This is a genomic window from Bacillus cereus group sp. N24, from assembly GCF_016483345.1.
Taxonomy (GTDB): Bacteria; Bacillota; Bacilli; order Bacillales; family Bacillaceae_G; genus Bacillus_A; species Bacillus_A toyonensis.
Genome location: NZ_JAEHCA010000037.1, coordinates 1 through 17,800, shown reverse-complemented (window position 1 = coordinate 17,800; position 17,800 = coordinate 1). Strand labels below are relative to the sequence as shown.

Here is a 17,800-nt window from a genome sequence, read left to right as displayed (position 1 = left end):
AGTGGGTTCCGTTGCAAAGTTTTCGAAACTCGATTACACTTTGGAAAAAAATGAACGGGAGCATAACAAATGGAATAATTTAAAGGAAAACAGTTCAAGAAAGATATTTTTTGGTAGCTGTCGGCTACTACTGTCGTTTTCCCTTAAGCTATCGTGATGTCTCTGAAATTTCGAAAGAACGTGGTGTTTCGGTTCACCCAACAACGATCATGCGATGGATTCACAAATATAGAAATTTGATCTACCAAATTTGGAAAAATAAATCTGTACATTTTTCTTGGCATTTAGATGAGACTTATATCAAGGTCAAAGAAGAGTGGTGTTATCTTTATCATGCAATTGAACAGGCTCATCGGCATGTAAAACGTCGGTTTACTAGATCCTCTGGATTTCAAAGCCTTCATCATGCTTCACGTACCATCAAAGGAATCGAAACCATTCATGCCCTATATAAACAAAAAACGAAGTTCAACGAATTACAACACTTACTAACGATTGCATAAAATCCATCTGTAATCATCCCAACTTTTTATCTGGTAAAAAACTTTGCAACAGAACCTTTTGATTTGTTTATTTTAACTACATAACAACAAGTTTTTTTGAGTTTATTATTAAACACCTTTATTTTCACCGGACACTATTAGTAAATCTTTTTGTTTATACTTCTTCAATTATTGTATTTTTTGACCTTTGTTCTTCCCCCCATTCTAAGGCTTGAGGTTTCATAAGAGTTTCTAGTGCTAATTCTTGTGCTTCATCTCGTTCTTTCTCTAGCTGCAATACCTTTTCTTCTAGTCTTTTAATTCGCTTAGTCTTTTGAAGAACATAGTATCAGCCCTTTTCACTTCGGTTCTTATTTTCAAAAATACAACGTAAAGTTAGGAAGTACTAATCCATAATAATAAAATATTTTTATTATTATGGATTACTGTATCGAACCAATAGATACATATTAATTATCAGTTTTTTCTACATTTCTTATTAATCATTTAAAGCACCGCCATTTTCCTTAGTATCCCATAAAGACTGTCACCTACTTTGCTTTTAACGGCAAAAAGCTGCTTCAGCATATTAACCTGAAGCAGCTCTTGTTATCTCAAAAATGGTAATGGTGCTTGCTGAATTCCGTTTTGAGTTGAGATATAAAAAGATTTTGCGAATCCCTCACTGTGAATGCATTCGTCTATTACGAGCATTATAGGAATCTTTCGTAAGTCTAACATGAGCTCCTTTCTAACATGTTCTGCTAAAGCGAGATTAGATATAGATAAAATAAAAATACCTGGTAAACTCTTTGTATTTTCGAAATTCAATAAATTATTTGGTCCATTTTGAATCTGATCTTCCCAAATTTTCAATCGCGATTTTAAATGTTGTGCATATCGCTGACCTTGTTGTACCCTTTCAAATATGAAGTTTTGATTTCCAATTGGAGTTTTAATTTCTCCAACAGCAATTGGATTATAACCACTACCAGTACCTTTTAGCTTTGGATACCAGCACCAGTTTTTTAATAGCTGTTGGCCTACTGCAAACTCATATTTTATTTGATTCATAGTGACAAATCTTTGTACCCCTACTACTCCAAGCCTTAACCACTGTTCTGGCTTTAAAGAATAGTTTGTATTACGGTTATGATAAGCCCACATCATCAAATGACCAGCAGTATTTAAAGTGATTGGAGCAGAGGTTTTGGGCTGATCCGGAAATAGCCCCGATTTTATCTCCCATCTACTAACAAATCCATACAGTACCAGTTTTTTCAGTGATTCTGAAACCTGTGACCTACTAATTTTAGATTCCACAAAATTTTTAATTTGAGCTTCAGTAATCGCTAATGAATCCCAAATAAGCTTTAATATTAAATTGTCCTTTTCATTTATAAAACCTGAATTAATTCTGTCATATATACTACGTAAATCTGTGAGTGGTTTAAATTTATCTGGAAGAATTGGTCCCCCCTGTAAAGAGGGGTCATCCCAAAGTGATAACGATTCGTCCCTATTAAGCCAATATTGAACCGCCTTTCCATTCTCTTGTACGGAAACCTGCGGCGCACTCATTAGTTATATAAAAACGCCGTTGGATCGTTAACTTTTTTACGTCCAAATGGAAACTTAAATATAACCCCCGACCCTCTCTCTTTTTCCACATCCACACTTACAATTCTCATACTTACTACGTCATCCAATACTGGCTGTTCGATTGTTTTAGGGACAATTCCTTTAATTGTGCAGCCTTGGTCCAATTCAACAAAGACACCAAAACGCGGGTCAACATTTACAACCCTTCCTACAATTGTATCCCCTTCAGCTAATTCAGATAATAACTGATACGGATTTTCCACGGCAGCTTTTCTAGAAACGTGGATTAGTCGCTGTTCTGGATTAAATTGTAGAACCTTAACTGGGATACGTTCACCAATTGGTGCATAGCGATCCACAGCGTTTTTATACACTCTTCCATAGTTTAGTTCATGTAATTTCATGAAGCATTCCGCACCATTGATGCGTAAGAATATGGTTGGAACCTGAGCATTCATATTGTATCCGGTTACTTCTGCTTCGTGGGTTGGCTCTTGCAGTCTTTCATCTTGCTCCAATTCTATTAACTCACGAATTAAAGCATCTGCAGATCTCCTACTTGCTTCTTTTACTGAAACCTGAACTTTATTTATATCCAGTTCATCAGACATTTGTGTAATTACTACATTAAAAATATTACCTGTGAATTGAGTAATACTTCTAAAAGAGTAATCAGAGAAGTCTTCTTTTTTACAAATACCTATAATCTTACCGTTTTCAAGGGCAAACTCAGCGTATTCAGTATCTGTATCATCTTTGTCATGTCTTTTAACCGTTCTCAATACCGCTTGAATTGGCTCTTTATATCTACGTAGTGCCTGTAGCTTTTCATAAGTTTTTAAATCCATAAAAATATCTCCTCTCCCTTGTTCAATATTTATAAAGTTCAAAAATAATACTTCTACTTGAATTATTGTTACTTTTAACTAGGAAACTAAGCTTTTTAGAAATATTTCCTGAAATTTTTAATCATTTTTATACTAGACCGGTCACTTACCTTATTTATAAGAAGTAACGTTTAAATATTTATATATTAAATTCATGTTATATAGAATTTTTGACTGTGAGGGGGGAAAGGTTCGTATACCACTTAATAAAAAGGGTATTAAAAAAAACAAAAGAAGGTTCTCTTTATTTCGTATTGCCTTCAGACTGGTTTCACAAATACGTTGGGCTTTGGGGCTATCTAATTCGGCTCATGGAATTTCATAAACCTATTTGTTCAGTTTTTGGGCACAATTTATAAAATATAAAAAAAGACTTTAAGCAGATGTGCCTAAAGTCTTTAATATCTTTGCTGTATTTATAATAGCTTCCTTTGATGGTTCGTTAAAAACTCTTACTATAAGTGTTATTGGTTTCTTTTTCTTAGTTGTTGTTTCCCATATTGTTGTTAGTACCCCCTGAAACTGTCTTGTCAGTTAGGTACTTGCAATTCAACAGATTTTTAAGACGTTGTTTTATAGAACTTATTTCTTTAATTCAACTTGTTTAAACCCTGCCATTACAATCTATTAAGTAAAACAGTTTATAAGCTGGATTCCTAACACTTATAAAGGGGATAGCCTATTAAAGTGCATAAATAACTTAAGATCTTCTCTATTTGATAAGAACTCAACACCTTGCCTTTTTTATATTTTCTTAAATCCTCAAAAAGCAATATAAAAAATTTTGTATTATTGGTAATTTTAATGAAAACCCAAAAATAACTTGCAAAAGTCTTACACATTTGATAAGATTAATTATTTACCTTTATTTATCGATAATATAATTGTAAACTTATAATTACTAACTATAAGTTTAAGGAGAGAGATTAAATGGCGTATGACCATACTTTTAGTTGCATTAAACTTACTGAAGAACAATATGCGAAAGCTGTTGGATTATTAGAAAAATTCAAAAAGGAGTCGATATATAACTTTGAAGTTAGACCATTAGATGTTGTAAGAAATTCCATTCAAAATACACATTATTTTATAATCGAAATGAATCTTTCACGTGAAGACCTAGAACGATTGATTATGGAAAATAATGAGTTGAAGTTGAGAAATAACGAATTAACTGAAGAACACAATTTATATAAATATAAGATTAAAGAATTGACATTGAAGAATGAAGAACTTACAAAAAAGTTAGAAAAAGAGAAAATAAAGTATTTACAGCAAGCAAACTTTAATAGAATAACTTCCTAGATTAACTAGATAAATAATGTAGTGATAAAATATAATGTTTAATACTAATAAAAAGGTGGAATTATTATGGAAAATAAAGAAATTCTTTTAGCAATTACTGAATTAAAATCAAGTATAGACAAACGCTTTGATGCTTTAGAAAAACAATTTGATAAACGTTTAGACAGTGTTAGTGAAGAACTTTACAAAATAAAACAGAATCTAGTTACAGTTGATGGACAACAGTCCGAAGATACTCAAAAACAAATAGATAAAATTGAAAAAGATATAAAAATTCTAAATCAAGATGTAATGTTTTTAGCTGGGAAATTAGGTGTACATGATTTGAAATTAATTGGTATTGAAAATAAAACATACATCAAACGCTAGATTTATATATACCAATATAGTTTTTAGTTTAGATATTCTAAGCAAAAAATTAGCATTTTCCACTAACCTGCGAATCAAATAATTATTTTATTTTTAGGATCCTTATTGGCACTTTACAATTTGTTGTTTATATGAAAAAAATTCTTCAATATATTAATGTTTCCGGTCATAAGAAATACTAAATATTCCCCCTTGCCTACTTCATATCACAGTGGATAAGGGGGACTTTTCTATTGTACTCGATTACCAACCTACGGCATCTGATCTCTTAAATCTGCTAAAGGTATAAGTTTGTCGACAAGCCATAACTTCTTATTTCCATCATATATAAGGTTTATTTGCATTAATGACATATTATCAGATGAAACACCATTAACTGAAATTTTACTTTTCACTTTTGCTAATACATTTGCTTTGGTGGTATCCAAAAATGCATAATACAACTCGCCACCTGTGTATTCAGATTGAAAGGAAATTTTCTTCTTTTCCTTCTCATTTCCAGCACCAGGGGCAGGGGCAGATTGAGTTGGTCCACCTGGTGGTGTTAATTCTTTCTTTGCATTTGGTGTTATATATGCATCGATATTAGCAAGGTATGATTCGCCTTTACCCGTATCATAAGTACGGAAAGCTTTAAGAAATCGTTCTGCAGCTTCCTTTACTTGTTGTTGATTATTACTCTTTAGAGCTGACAATTCCTTTTTCGTATCGTTGTATTGTGCCCCCACCTTTTCCATTTTTTTCGTTAATTTTATATTATCAGTTTTAATTTTTTCATTATCAGATTGATATTTTATTAAAAACCCTACACTAGCTATTAATAAAATTGCTAGTATAATGGTGATTTTCTTCATGATTTACCTCCTTTTCGCAGTTTCATAAGTTGCTAGATGTTACATGCATAATTATCTAACTACACGACCATATCCCGCAAAATGCTGTTGAAAATATGGTTTACCTAAATCAGCATAGCCAATCGGATCGCCAGCATGATACATTGTATTATTTCCTACATAAATGCCAACATGCGTAATGTAGTTACTTGTAGCATAAGTACTATGGAAAAACACTAAATCTCCTGGCTTAGGATCTGTGATACGTTGGGTTTTATCCCATTGGGTTTGTGCAGTACCAAATAAATTAATACCAACTCTTGAATACGTATACTCAATAATTCCACTACAGTCAAATGACGTATTTGGTGTTCGCCCTCCAAACACATATGGCCATCCTTGATACTTTAGTGCTTCTGCCATAATTGCTTGGAATACATCATCACCTAAAACGCTACCACCAGCAATTCCACCAGAACCACCAGGGGTTTGACCAGGTTGATAGTATCTCATAATATGTGGGACATAGTCTGGATCACCATAACACCAATTATTAGCTACTGCCTCCGCACTTCGCCATGATGCACATCTATAACCATTTTTAGCTGATTGTTCTGCAGAAAATGCTCTTGCATTCTCGTGTGTATATCCACCTTTCAATACTGCATAGTTAGCGTATCCGGTTCCGTAGTTATAACATTGTAATGTAGTATTTTGATCACCATTTGATTTTTTATGACAATCAGCAAAATGCATTAAACCATATTTTATACTTTCCTCTGGATCAGTAAAATACCCCGGAGGATACCCTTGTGATTCTGAACTTTGCATAACATCCAATTGTGTTCCAGAACTTTCTTGTTGAATAAGAGCTAATATTAATGGGGTCATTGCTTCTATGCCATGTTGCGCCGCATATTTCCTTACCAATGGCTCCCATCTCATTACTTCAGGACTGACACTTGCAGTACCCGGTGCAAAAGGACCACCAATTCCGCCAGGACTGACTTCATCTTCACTCATTGTGGCAGTTAATAAAAATATCACTATACCTAAACCTAAAACAACAGCCATAATAACACCAGCAACTATTAATAACGGCTTTGCAACAGCAACTGTAGCTGCCTTCTGTGCTACTTTTACTGCTACTTTCTTACCTACTTGCGCAACTGCTTTACCCGCTATTTTTGATCCTTTACCAGCCGCCTTCCCTAAAGAATGGCCTGCCTTTTTCAAGGCAGGCTTAGCATTCCCTAGTTCAGCTTCAGGATGATTTTCATTTTCAAAGTCGCGATTTGGTTCCGCACTCAATGTATAAACCCTCCCTCACCAGCTGAATTATTTTGGTTTTATGGTTTCTTTTACTTTTACATTTTTTAAGGCTTCTTGTGGTGTTTGTGCTTTTGCATTAACTTTCTTAATATCTGCTCCTTCTTTTACATGTTGTTGATTAACTGGTTTTACCTCTACTGGTTTTTGTGGTGTACTCACATGGGAAGTAGTGACTGGCTTACTCTCAATTGGATTCGATTGTAATGATGCTGTTCCTGACTGTGGTGTTGTGATTGGCTTACTTTCCATCAGATTCGCTGGTGTTGGTGTTGTTCCTGACTGTGGTGTTGTGATTGGCTTACTTTCCATTGGATTCGCTGGTGTTGGTGTTGTTCCTGACTGTGGTGTTGTAATTGGTTTACTTTCCATCGGATTCGCTGGTGTTGGTGTTGTTCCTAACTGTGGTGTTGTAATTGATTTGCTCTCCATCGGATTAGCTGGTACTGGTGTCGTTCCTGACTGTGGTGTTGTAATTGGTTTATCATCCGTTGACTTAGTTTGACCCGTTGGTGTTTTAATTGCCGCTACTGGTTTTACTTCCGCTTTTAAATCTTCTTGCTTATTCTCGAGACCACCATTATTTTGAGTCGCAGCCGGTCTGATTTGAGCTTTTACATCTTCTTTATCCTTTAATTCTGCTTGTTGTACTTCAGGATTATTATCTTGAGGTTTCTCTCTTACTGCTAATTCTGGATTTTCTTTAGTTGCGGCTACTTCTTCCTGAACCCTTTCTTGCTCCTGTTTTCCTTTTCTATCGCGAACACCTAAGTTTTCTTCTTTTTTCATCTGATCAATATTTTGTTCTTTTTCTGCTTGCATTTGTTCTTTTTCCTTGCGTTTACCATCTGCTACCTTTTCTTTTCTATCTGCATAGTTTTCTTTCAACTGTTTAAATTTACTATAGCCTGATTTACCCATTTTCCCTGCCACCGCAGCAGTTGCTACACCCGCGGCTCCAGCTACTGCTACACCTCTTCCAACTGTCTTAGATCCACGTCTAACATCACGATATTTCTGCCTAATATTACTCATAGCATCTGATGCGCGTGCAGCTCCTGCACTTGCTGGTACTGTAGTAATAGCATCGAAAATTGTTTTACGATATAACCAAACACCTAAGAACGAAAGTACTTGTAATGCAGCAACTACTAAATAACCATACTTATCAGTTGCGCTAAACAAGATTGAAGAAACCCAAAACATTAAAGTGATAAGAAAGCCAATTGCAACTTTCATAAGTAGCGTTCGGAACAATTCAGATAAAAATCTCTTAGCTGTTCCAGTCCATGCAGGTACTAAAGCCATCAATAACATTACTGGTGACATTAGCGCTACGATGATAAACATTAATTGGTAGAACAACATCGCCATACTACATAATCCTAAGACAACCCATAATGGTCCATTGATTAAGAAAAGTAGTAATACTAAAGCGCCACGCTCAAAAGTAGCATCTAAAGTTAATATTGTATTTTTCTTCTCTTCTACTTCCTCTTTTAATATATCCTGCCTTTTATCTGTATCAGTCGTTGTTAACAATTTCTTTATTCTTTCATCACCGATTTTTTTCATATCCGTTGTACCAAATTGCAATAATGTATATGGTTGTTTGATTAATAAAGTGTGTGTTAAATCGGTAATAGAATCGACTCCGCTTGAATATCCTTCACTCGCTCCACTAATACTTTGAGTTGAATCAAGAACAGTTTTATTTACTTGTTCAGAGAAAGTGTTCAGTCCTTTGATAATATAACTTGAATTTGCGAAAAAACCTAAAGTGAAAACTAAGATACCTAATGCTTTTAACAATCCTCCTAGCATCTCTGACTGGCGTCGTTGTATAAAACCTACCCAGATAACCCAGCAGGCTAATAAAGCTAACATGAGTCCAATTAATTCACTATATATTCCATTACCCCAAGAACCATTGAACCCTGCTGCTTTAGATATTACATCGCCTAATTTATCTCCTACATCGGCTACAATATTGAGACTCATAGATTGGCCGACCATACTTGTAACAAAAGTACTAACTGCAAGATTAATGGTCCATCCAATACTTACAAGACTAAATAACACAGCAACCATTTGTTCTTTTACTTTGTCTCCCCATTTCCAAAACTTAAGAGATTCACCAAATCCACCTTCTGGTGTATAAATGTCAATTCCATAGCTACTTGGAGGGTATTCTTCATATTTTAATTTTTCCTTACTCTTTGGAATAATATCGTCTATAAGTGAATGTCTGGGTTCTTCCTCTGCATATACTGGAGCAGCTTTAAAAAGTAAATTAAATGCTAAAAGCAAAGTACAAACTAATAACAATAGGGTGATAAACTTTTTCATTACATGTTACTCCCCCTTTTATGGGAAACCTATTAATCTTTCGAACTAAACTCATTTGTCGGTTTAGTATTTGCTACTTCATCAATTTCATTTCGATAAGGGCTAGAATAACTTCGAACTTTGAATCCATCTTCTGTACGGACTACTCTTACCCATTTCACTGCTTTATCTATATTTTTAGGGGGCTTCTTTGAAATAAAGTTATACATAATTGTATCCTTATCTACCACATACTCTTTTACTGTATAGTCTTTGTAAGATAAATTGTTTTGTGGCCCTCGATTCGGATCTAAAACTGTATTTTTATCTCCATCGACGATAAGTTTTCTAATTGTTTTATGGTCATGTTGTAAGTCGGCCTTTACAAAATCCAACATCATTTCTCTAGGAGTGTGCCCCTGTTTATCTTTTTCTTCCCCTACATTTGTTTCGCTATTTCCACATGCTGCGCTCAAAATTAGAGCACCAGCACATAGGCTAGATAGCATTAATTTTTTTAGTTTAGTTTTTACCATGTTAACTCACTCCTACATTTATTTTTTCTCCCCCTTCTTCGACAAAGGTTGCATTAACTTCCTGCTTTTCATCATCATTTGACTTTCTATAATTCTTCCTTGCATTTGGTCTAGTATCAAATGCATCGTATAAATCTTTAAACACTACATCCATTGTGACAACACCTGTTCTTCCTTGGATATCTTGGAATAAACATTGTCCTGTTTCTAAATTAGTAATAATCGCATGATTTTCTTCATTATCAGGTAATCCAAAGAAATCTAAGATTGAAGAAATCTCTTTACTGTCGGTATTACGGAATGAGAACTTCATACCGATATTATTCTTAAATGTCTCATCTCCAAGGTCACTTGCACTTTGAGTTGCAAAGTATACTGCAGAGTTTAATGCACGACCTTCACGAACTAACTTACGAGCCAACTCTCGCCCTTGAGAAGTTCCCATAATCGCCCATGCTTCATCTAATAGAACAATTTTGAATTTAGTAGGGTCCTTTTGAAAGAATTTTCTTGCAAAGGAAGATAGAGACATCAGCATACTAACTGATAAATTTTCTTGTAAGGTATAATCTTTCGGATCTTTTTGAATATCTGGCATATCAAGATGCTGAATTTGTATGATATTCACTGCTGTATCAAGTTCAATATCTCTATTTGTTCCATCACCAAAGATTAAGTGTGCAAATGATAAATTTTCAAATGCTTGAATGTGTGCGGCTAATTGTTGATCCACTTTATCCTCACTATCTTCAAGATATTGAGATACAGCTGTTAAGCACGGCTCTTCCATTCCTGCTACAAATTCTACAGCTGAAGCCAAGCGCGGGAATTTTTCCGAGTTATCAGGTTTAATACCTGTAATGAAAGTAAGAATTGTCATTGCTAACTCAATTGCATCTTTTCGGCTATGTTTATGAATGATAAATGGGTCTAATTTCCCTTCATCTCGCCTATCAGTCCCAAGTGTAATTACGTTTACCTTACCTTCTAAGCCGTGTAAATCTTCTGTCCAGTTCCCCCTCTCACCTTTGGGATCAACTATTAGTGTTTGAGCTCCTCCTAGTACTGCTAGATAAACAATTAAGTTCGTTCCAAATGATTTACCAGAACCAGTACTTCCTGTTATTGCAACTGAAAGTGCGCTCGTTTTTTGATTTGCAACGGTATTTGTTGCTGCAAGTGAGGGTGTCATATAAACTGCTTTGTTTAAAATACCAGTTGTGCCAATATAAAACCCGATATTATCTCCTAAATCTTGTGTTGCACCAAACATACCGGCTGCTAGAACTCCAGGTTCCATAAAGTGTATATAATCATTTACATACCTTCTAGCACCAGGGATAAATTCATTAAACAGCAGGAACTGATCTCCATACGGCCTTACTAGTTCAATCATCATCTCCCTATAAATAGAAATAAGTGAATTTGTGTTTCGACGCATTGTATCTAAATCTTCAGCACATATACAGAAAGATACCGATGTTTTAACTAATGGCATACGTGTCTTTTGTATAAGTGCTTGTAATTCAGTAGCTTCTTGAACGCCTTCATACACGTTTAGCCCAACAGTTTGTGCATTTTCCCTTGCATGCATTTCTTGATCTTCTAAATCTTTTTTCTTTTTATTTAGTTTAGATAGAGCTTTGCGATGGTTAATATTTTCAGTACGAACACTCAGTTCAATTGGAAAATCGATATTTTGAATCATATACATCCACTCTTGGTCTGGAAACTCCATCGTATATGGAATTTTAGAAGCCGATAAAAAGCTCATATATGCTGGATATTCTAACCCGTCGGTACCAATCTGGGACATTTCAATATGTCTTCCTTTAACATCAAATTCTGCCTCTGATAAACGTAATAAGCTTTCTTGATTTGGTATGATTGCAGAGTCGTCATTTTGTACGGGAGGTGTCCATCCAGCAGTTACTGGCGCCTCTAATGTGCGATAGAAGTTTCTTAATATAACCCATTGCGTTTCATTAGTTTCTAGAGCCCTTACAGCCAAATGTTTTCTTATTTTATTTTTAAAAGCGCTAGCTTCTCTTTTAAACATCTCCAAATCAGTTTTTAGTATCTTAGTATCACCAAGTAACCCAAACTGTTCTGCTGTATTTTTAAAGGTATGAAATGCTGTGTACAACATTTCTTTAAACCCTTCTTGTATGTGTCTTACCTTTAATTTCACGCCAATAAAATATCGGTACTCTACTGCATTTTTACCAAATTTTCGTTCTAGCTCATGTACGACATCATCTGTATGATCAATTGCAAGTTCTTTTAATTCACCGCTTACTGTTTCTTTGAATTCATCTGCTTTTTCTTGGAAGTTCTGATAAACAGGAATCATTAAGAGGTGCTTTTCTTCATCAAAATTCCAAAACAAGCCAAGTTGACGCATGAATAAGGTATTTTTATCATCATCTCCTCGGAACTCGTATGGTATTCCGTATGCCTCATAATACGCCCAGCAAGAACCATCTTGGTTAAAAATCAAATTATCGTGAAAGTATTTGACTGGAAATTCAACCTGATTCATTTTATCCTCCTTAGAGAAGAATATGAGACTAAAATAATTCTTCCGTATAGATTAATTAATTACTTATTATTGATTGAATCATCCTTAAATCGTATTAAGGTTTTATATTGATAGTTTCCAATATTACCAGTTGTATCTTTATAGCGGCTAATCTTCTTACTTTCGAACATAAACATGAAAAATCGAAATAAAAATTTATGTGGGTTTTTTCCATCCAATTCTACATTGCCAAAGAAGTATGCTATTCCACCTGGTAATATTAAATATTTTAAAAACACATTATTTCCTAAAGGTAAAAACTGATCTAGAATTAAAATTAAAAGTAAAGATCCAACAAAGAAGCCCAACTGTCTATAAGGAACTGGGAAAGGGAGAGTTAAGTCCCTTATCCCGTATAAACTCTTAGGAATATCCCATATCGAGTTGTATGTCCTAACTTCTTTACGAGTCGGCTTTTGAGTCATTTCTACCAACCCCTTTGATATTTTTAGAGATTTTTAATTTATTACTTGAATACTAAATTATATAATTTTGTGCCAAGATCTTTGAAAACGTCTGGTGAGAATACAAAAACTGATAATAGTGCACAAACAATTATCCAACCAAGTAAACCAGCCATTTGTCGTTTAACTGCAAAGACGATTACTCCAATAAGTGCTACAACTAAAAAAATCGGGCCCAATTGAGCTACTAACCAGTTTTTAATATTTACTCCAAAATTTATATTACCTATTACAGCTGCATCTGTAATAGCAGGTAATTGGTGAGCAACTATATCTAATCCCCAAAGCTCCATAATTATTTACCCTCCACTTTCTCTAATGTGTTTTCAAATTTTTTCATAGAGCTAATTGAAAACTTATTATCCTTATTTACTAGATTTAAATCATATGTGTATGTGTACTCTAGGCTGCTATCGTTGTCTTTTAATTTGGCATCAACTAAGACTCTGTACCCTTTATCCTTATCTTCATAAATCCGCAAGTTTTCTAATTTGCTAAATGTCATAATACCTTTTAGTCCATTTGTTATATTGCTTTTTTCAAAGTAGTAAGCAATTTCTTCTGGTGTTCCTTCTGTATACACTTTAAATACAGATTGCAAAAATTGTTCTACCTTTTTTATTTCTGCATCTGTATTTATTTCTCGTCCTTCTGGTTTAAATGTAGCCACTTTATAAGATGCCTTTTCTCTCTCTCCATGTACGATTGTAGGATTGTCAGGAATCACCATCTTCCCTTTCTCCATTAAGATTGGAATAGAGAAGTACCTTGTCACTTCTTTAGGTTCTTTTGGTGTATCTGGGGCTTGAGTCGTTCCAGGAGCTGGATTATTTACAGGTTCTAGTTTTTGAATGATTTTCAATGTAACTTCTGCCTCATTTCCTTTTTGACGAACCTCTACAGCTTCTGATTTAACTAACGTACTAGAAGCATTTTTTAAAGTATCTCTATTTAATCCTCCTTGCTCATCGGATCCTTCAACTAAATATTTTTCTAATCGTTTTTTCCGTGTTTCAGTTACATTCATATCAACCTTCCAGTTAAAATAATCAGCGGCAAAACTATTGGCATATGCAATTAATTCTGCTTCCGACATCTTAACTTTTACGGGTTCCTCCTTCTTTTCTTGAACAGCTACTGCTCTAGGAGGACCGGCAAGTTGGATAAATGAAAGGGAGCTTCCTGCAAACACGAATCCCATTACACACCAAAATGTAACCTTACCTACTTTTCTTCCTGTTATAACTGGAACTTTCTCCCTTGTTTTACGTGTTTTCTTTTCTTTAAGTGCTTCTGAATTTTCTTGTTGCATATCTAATAGTTCAGTTGTTTTATTCTTTGCCTTTTTAAAGAATGTAAATTTCTTTTTTTCGGCGTTTTTCTGGGATTTCTTTTTTACCATGTCTTCACCTCTCTTTTTAAATGGTTAGGAGATTACAAGGTTCATTGTAATTTCCACTAATTAACTATCTACTTTAAGTATGATTTACTTTTTTCGGAAATCTAAGAGAAATGAAAAAATTATGTTTTATATCAAAATTTTTTTAGGAAGATTAAACCTAAATATAATGTTTATTAAAGTACATAAAAAAACCAATTCCATTAAGAAATGAAATTGGTTTTACACAGGGTCTATTCTCTATAGTAGGTATTACACAATATAAAAACCTAATATAATATATATCTTTAATATATATAAAGAAAAAAGATAATACTTTTATACAGAGAAAAAATCGTCTTAAAACATTGCTGTGCTAAGGGTTCATCATTACTCTAGCCGTAAAAAATCATAAAAAGTAAATACTGGGAACGTACTTAATGAGCTGGATGATGATAAAAAACTACAAAATATCGTAAAGTATGTATATAAAAACTACATATAATCATCGTTAATTTGATGCGAGTGAATGAATAAATAATAAATACAAATTTTGCTGATTTATGAACAAGCTTTCCACATTTCTTAAAAACTACACACAATTTATTAACAAATTGGTCAAAGTTAGGAACAGAATTCACTTTTTAAACATAACTAACAGAAGTTTTTCTGATTTTAAGTAGATTTAGAGATAGAACATGATAAGAACAGTACTTAAGGCTTTATGTTATACACATCAGGTCAAAATTATTAAGATATCAACAGAATTATAAAAAATATTTATGCTTTTTTGTAGATGAAATGACAAAAGGGATTGAAAATTCAGATTTAATAACTCAGAAATTGTGAATATCTCATTTTGATTTACATGCAATGTATGTAATTGCATAAAAAATAGAGAGGCGTGATCATTAAAATTGAAAACTTTCTCTCTGTTTTGTTTGAAGTAATGCATTTCACAGGGTATCTCCAACACGAATAGCCCTCCACTTTTGTTTTTTCAAAAATAGAGAGCTGTATCTTTACATTGCTGGAAGCAGCTGATCAACTGAATGTGGTGTTTCACTTGTTGAACGGTAGTATGCTTCTAAGGATCGTAGAAACTGAATTAAATCAAAGTCTTCAGGGACCTCAATTACACGAATCTTTTCCTTCGACAATTTATCAACTTTTTCAATGAACAGTTCACGAATATCACTAGGCATGTTAGTTCCTTGATGCCCGCTAGACTTTAATAGTTCACGGATTTCAATTTCTAATGCTGTATATGCGTTAATATTTACTCCTTGCTCATAAGCATATTTTCTAAATAGTGATTCCTCTTGATACTGCATGTAATTACGATGGTAAGCCTCTAAGGTTACAGGTACAGCATATTTCGCATGAAGCAGGTCATGCGCTTTACGGAATAGCTTTTGAACATTGCGTAAAGAGTATATAGCAAAATGAGTACCAAATTTAAAAATGGCCTCTTCTTGTTCATGTTTAGATACATTGTGTGTAATTAAAGGATAAATACCAGTTTTAGCAGCTGTGTCTAATACACGATATTGAGAAGATTGCTTTAATAATTTACTTAGTGTATAAACAAGCTTTTTAGGATATCCTTCTTGTCGATCAATCATTTCTCGTAAGCCACGAACTACTTGGCGAATTTGACGGTGACAAGAGTGTTTTAAAACGTTAATGAATTGGTTCATATCCTTTGCAAATTCAGCAATATTCATTTCAACTAACAAGTTCTCAATGAATTTAACTTTACGCTTGTACGTATCTCGTGGTGTAAAAGGATCACGGTATTCTGCTCCTTCTTCTTTCGCGCATAAGAAATCAGGATGTACAGATAAATGCAATGTTGTGTATTGCTTTTTATTCCTCTTCCCTTTTTCTAACTTGCAAATTTTAAATAAAGGAGATCCAGTAGCAGATAGCTTTGTTTCTAGTTCCTCAAGCACAGCACGAATCTGATGTGGGTATTTCTTATGTAAGTAACGATACATACCGCCATAGTGAGTTGAGTTTCCTTGTTCATCAACTTTGAATAAAGAACGTTTCAGGGTAGTTTCGCGTTTTTGCTGCATTGCTACATCCATGAATAGTTTCTTAGCTGCAATGGATAACTCAAAGAATTCTTTGGTAAATACTATCGGGCTAATAAATGTATATGCGTTTGCTTTATTCGTTTCTTTATTCATGAAATCAGTTAAGGTAATTTTATATTTACCACTGTAATCATTTTCGATTGTAATGATGTTATGGAAACTTAACTTCTTCAAAGCCACATAAAATTGTGAGTGGTGAATATGTGCAAATGCTTCTTTATAATTTTTATAATCTTCCCAAAGCATGTGGATTGATACATGCGAAAGCTCACCATATGTATTACATTTTTTATGAAGAAATAGAAATACTTCTAAATCAGCATTTGTAATACCATATAGCTTATGTTTTCTGCCTTCGTTTTTATCAAATCCACTTACTTTATCTAAAACCTTTTTCATTTTCAGTGAAAAAGATGGCTTTGCTTGTTCAACAAATCCCTCTTCATCTGCAATTCGTTCTTCATAGGACATTGAATTCACGATGTCTTCTAGATAGGTATCTTTAAAACTGTAATACTTACCTTCCAAAGCTTCTACTAACTTTTGCCATGATTTAATTGTTACAATTACCGGTGTTGTTGTTTCACCATTCAAACTACGTTTGTTCTTTATAACGAAAGGTTTTGCCATCTTTTTCACCTCCTTTTATGTTAAGTTGCAGTTCTTCCCACAATTAGATATAGAATTACATTTTTGATTATATCAAATCGAATACTGGTGAAATCTGCCCCTTTAAGAGGGAAAATAAAAATATGAAACGTGCCTCAACCCCTTGTGCGACAAGGGGTTTGACGTTTCATAAAAAAAAGTTTGTTGCCACCAAAGGGCTATGCAGTTCTTTGATTATGAAACGTAGTATAAAGTGGGATAAATCTTTATAAACCATTGATTTTATAGGCCTTCACGCTAATTTCGTTTTATAGTTGTAGCCATCATACCGCTATTACGTTTCATGTTTTGGATTGACTAAGAAATTTCTCTAGATTTCGTATAAACACTGATATATAGGGATTTATAACTGTTTTTAAATGAAAAGTTGTAGCCATCATACCGCTATAAACATTTTACTTCGTTTCATGTTTCCTGCCGTCATATAGCTATAACGTTTCATGTTTTTAAAACAAATAAAATTATATACAAAACCGCTGTAACCCTTGTTATATATAGATTTGTTTGAAGTTTTAAAGTGAAAATTGTAGCCATCATATAGCTATAATGATTTTATTGTGTTTTCTTTCATATTTAATGAAATGGCTTTATATCAACGTTTATTAGTAAATTACATAGAATAAAAAATTTTTTAGTCGAATGATTTTCAGGATATTTTCGTTTCATTTTTTTAAAGTTGTAGCCATCATATAGCTATAACGTTTCATAAATTACGAAATTATAACCACAATATAGCTATTCATTATTATAAGTAAGAAGTAATAGCCATGATAAGGCTATATAGTGTCAAGTAAGAAGTAATAGCCGTGATAAGGCTATATAGTGTCAAGTAAGAAGTAATAGCCGTGATAAGGCTATATAGTTTCAAGTAAGAAGTAATAGCCATGATAAGGCTACATAGTTTCAAGTAAGAAGTAATAGCCATGATAAGGCTA

The 17,800-nt window shown here is 33.7% G+C and carries 14 protein-coding genes and 1 pseudogene; 3 read left to right on the top strand and 12 right to left on the bottom strand.

What is annotated here, in order from left to right; all coding sequences use genetic code 11:
* Nucleotides 1–105 precede the first annotated feature (105 nt).
* A pseudogene (locus JDS95_RS27835) lies at nucleotides 106–503 on the top strand (DDE-type integrase/transposase/recombinase).
* A 154-nt stretch (nucleotides 504–657) separates the two neighbouring features.
* On the opposite strand, the gene JDS95_RS31630 reads toward JDS95_RS27835, so the two are convergent.
* The 3 genes from JDS95_RS31630 to JDS95_RS27825 all read right to left on the bottom strand — a co-directional run bounded on the left by JDS95_RS31630 (nucleotide 658) and on the right by JDS95_RS27825 (nucleotide 2,932).
* On the bottom strand, nucleotides 658–780 hold the full coding sequence (locus JDS95_RS31630) for a hypothetical protein (protein WP_255253932.1): 123 nt from the start codon (nucleotides 778–780) through the stop codon (nucleotides 658–660).
* A 311-nt stretch (nucleotides 781–1,091) separates the two neighbouring features.
* Nucleotides 1,092–2,063 (bottom strand): hypothetical protein, encoded by a 972-nt coding sequence (locus JDS95_RS27830; protein ID WP_098016239.1) that lies wholly within the window; start codon nucleotides 2,061–2,063, stop codon nucleotides 1,092–1,094.
* Nucleotides 2,063–2,932, bottom strand: a complete 870-nt coding sequence (locus JDS95_RS27825) for an RNA-binding protein (RefSeq protein WP_098016240.1) — start codon at nucleotides 2,930–2,932, stop codon at nucleotides 2,063–2,065. The genes JDS95_RS27830 and JDS95_RS27825 overlap by 1 nt, the downstream gene beginning before the upstream one ends.
* A gap of 969 nt (nucleotides 2,933–3,901) precedes the next feature.
* Here JDS95_RS27825 and JDS95_RS27820 point away from each other — a divergent pair.
* The gene (locus tag JDS95_RS27820; RefSeq protein ID WP_098016241.1) at nucleotides 3,902–4,276 is read left to right on the top strand and encodes a hypothetical protein; all 375 of its coding nucleotides are present in this window, start codon (nucleotides 3,902–3,904) and stop codon (nucleotides 4,274–4,276) included.
* A 66-nt stretch (nucleotides 4,277–4,342) separates the two neighbouring features.
* A complete protein-coding gene (locus JDS95_RS27815; protein ID WP_000428112.1) occupies nucleotides 4,343–4,645 on the top strand; it encodes a hypothetical protein in 303 nt (100 codons plus the stop codon).
* Nucleotides 4,646–4,896: 251 nt separating this feature from the next.
* On the opposite strand, the gene JDS95_RS27810 is transcribed toward JDS95_RS27815, so the two are convergent.
* From JDS95_RS27810 to JDS95_RS27770, 9 genes are all read right to left on the bottom strand, one after another.
* Entirely contained in the window at nucleotides 4,897–5,499 is a 603-nt protein-coding gene (locus tag JDS95_RS27810) for a hypothetical protein (protein ID WP_098016242.1), read from the bottom strand.
* A gap of 51 nt (nucleotides 5,500–5,550) precedes the next feature.
* The gene (locus JDS95_RS27805; protein WP_001271986.1) at nucleotides 5,551–6,789 is read right to left on the bottom strand and encodes a bifunctional lytic transglycosylase/C40 family peptidase; all 1,239 of its coding nucleotides are present in this window, start codon (nucleotides 6,787–6,789) and stop codon (nucleotides 5,551–5,553) included.
* A 27-nt stretch (nucleotides 6,790–6,816) separates the two neighbouring features.
* On the bottom strand, nucleotides 6,817–9,156 hold the full coding sequence (locus JDS95_RS27800) for an MFS transporter (protein ID WP_199690900.1): 2,340 nt from the start codon (nucleotides 9,154–9,156) through the stop codon (nucleotides 6,817–6,819).
* A 32-nt stretch (nucleotides 9,157–9,188) separates the two neighbouring features.
* A complete protein-coding gene (locus tag JDS95_RS27795) occupies nucleotides 9,189–9,671 on the bottom strand; it encodes a hypothetical protein (RefSeq protein ID WP_098016244.1) in 483 nt (160 codons plus the stop codon).
* A gap of 1 nt (nucleotide 9,672) precedes the next feature.
* Nucleotides 9,673–12,213, bottom strand: a complete 2,541-nt coding sequence (locus JDS95_RS27790; RefSeq protein WP_098016245.1) for an ATP-binding protein — start codon at nucleotides 12,211–12,213, stop codon at nucleotides 9,673–9,675.
* Nucleotides 12,214–12,272: 59 nt separating this feature from the next.
* Nucleotides 12,273–12,677: a TcpE family conjugal transfer membrane protein gene (locus JDS95_RS27785; protein ID WP_098016246.1), complete on the bottom strand. Its 405-nt coding sequence runs from the start codon at nucleotides 12,675–12,677 to the stop codon at nucleotides 12,273–12,275.
* A 41-nt stretch (nucleotides 12,678–12,718) separates the two neighbouring features.
* Complete coding sequence (locus tag JDS95_RS27780) at nucleotides 12,719–13,009, bottom strand: hypothetical protein (protein WP_098016247.1); 291 nt, start codon at nucleotides 13,007–13,009, stop codon at nucleotides 12,719–12,721.
* A gap of 2 nt (nucleotides 13,010–13,011) precedes the next feature.
* Entirely contained in the window at nucleotides 13,012–14,118 is a 1,107-nt protein-coding gene (locus JDS95_RS27775; protein WP_098016248.1) for a conjugal transfer protein, read from the bottom strand.
* Nucleotides 14,119–15,116: 998 nt separating this feature from the next.
* Entirely contained in the window at nucleotides 15,117–16,826 is a 1,710-nt protein-coding gene (locus JDS95_RS27770; protein WP_098016249.1) for a hypothetical protein, read from the bottom strand.
* Nucleotides 16,827–17,800 lie beyond the last annotated feature (974 nt).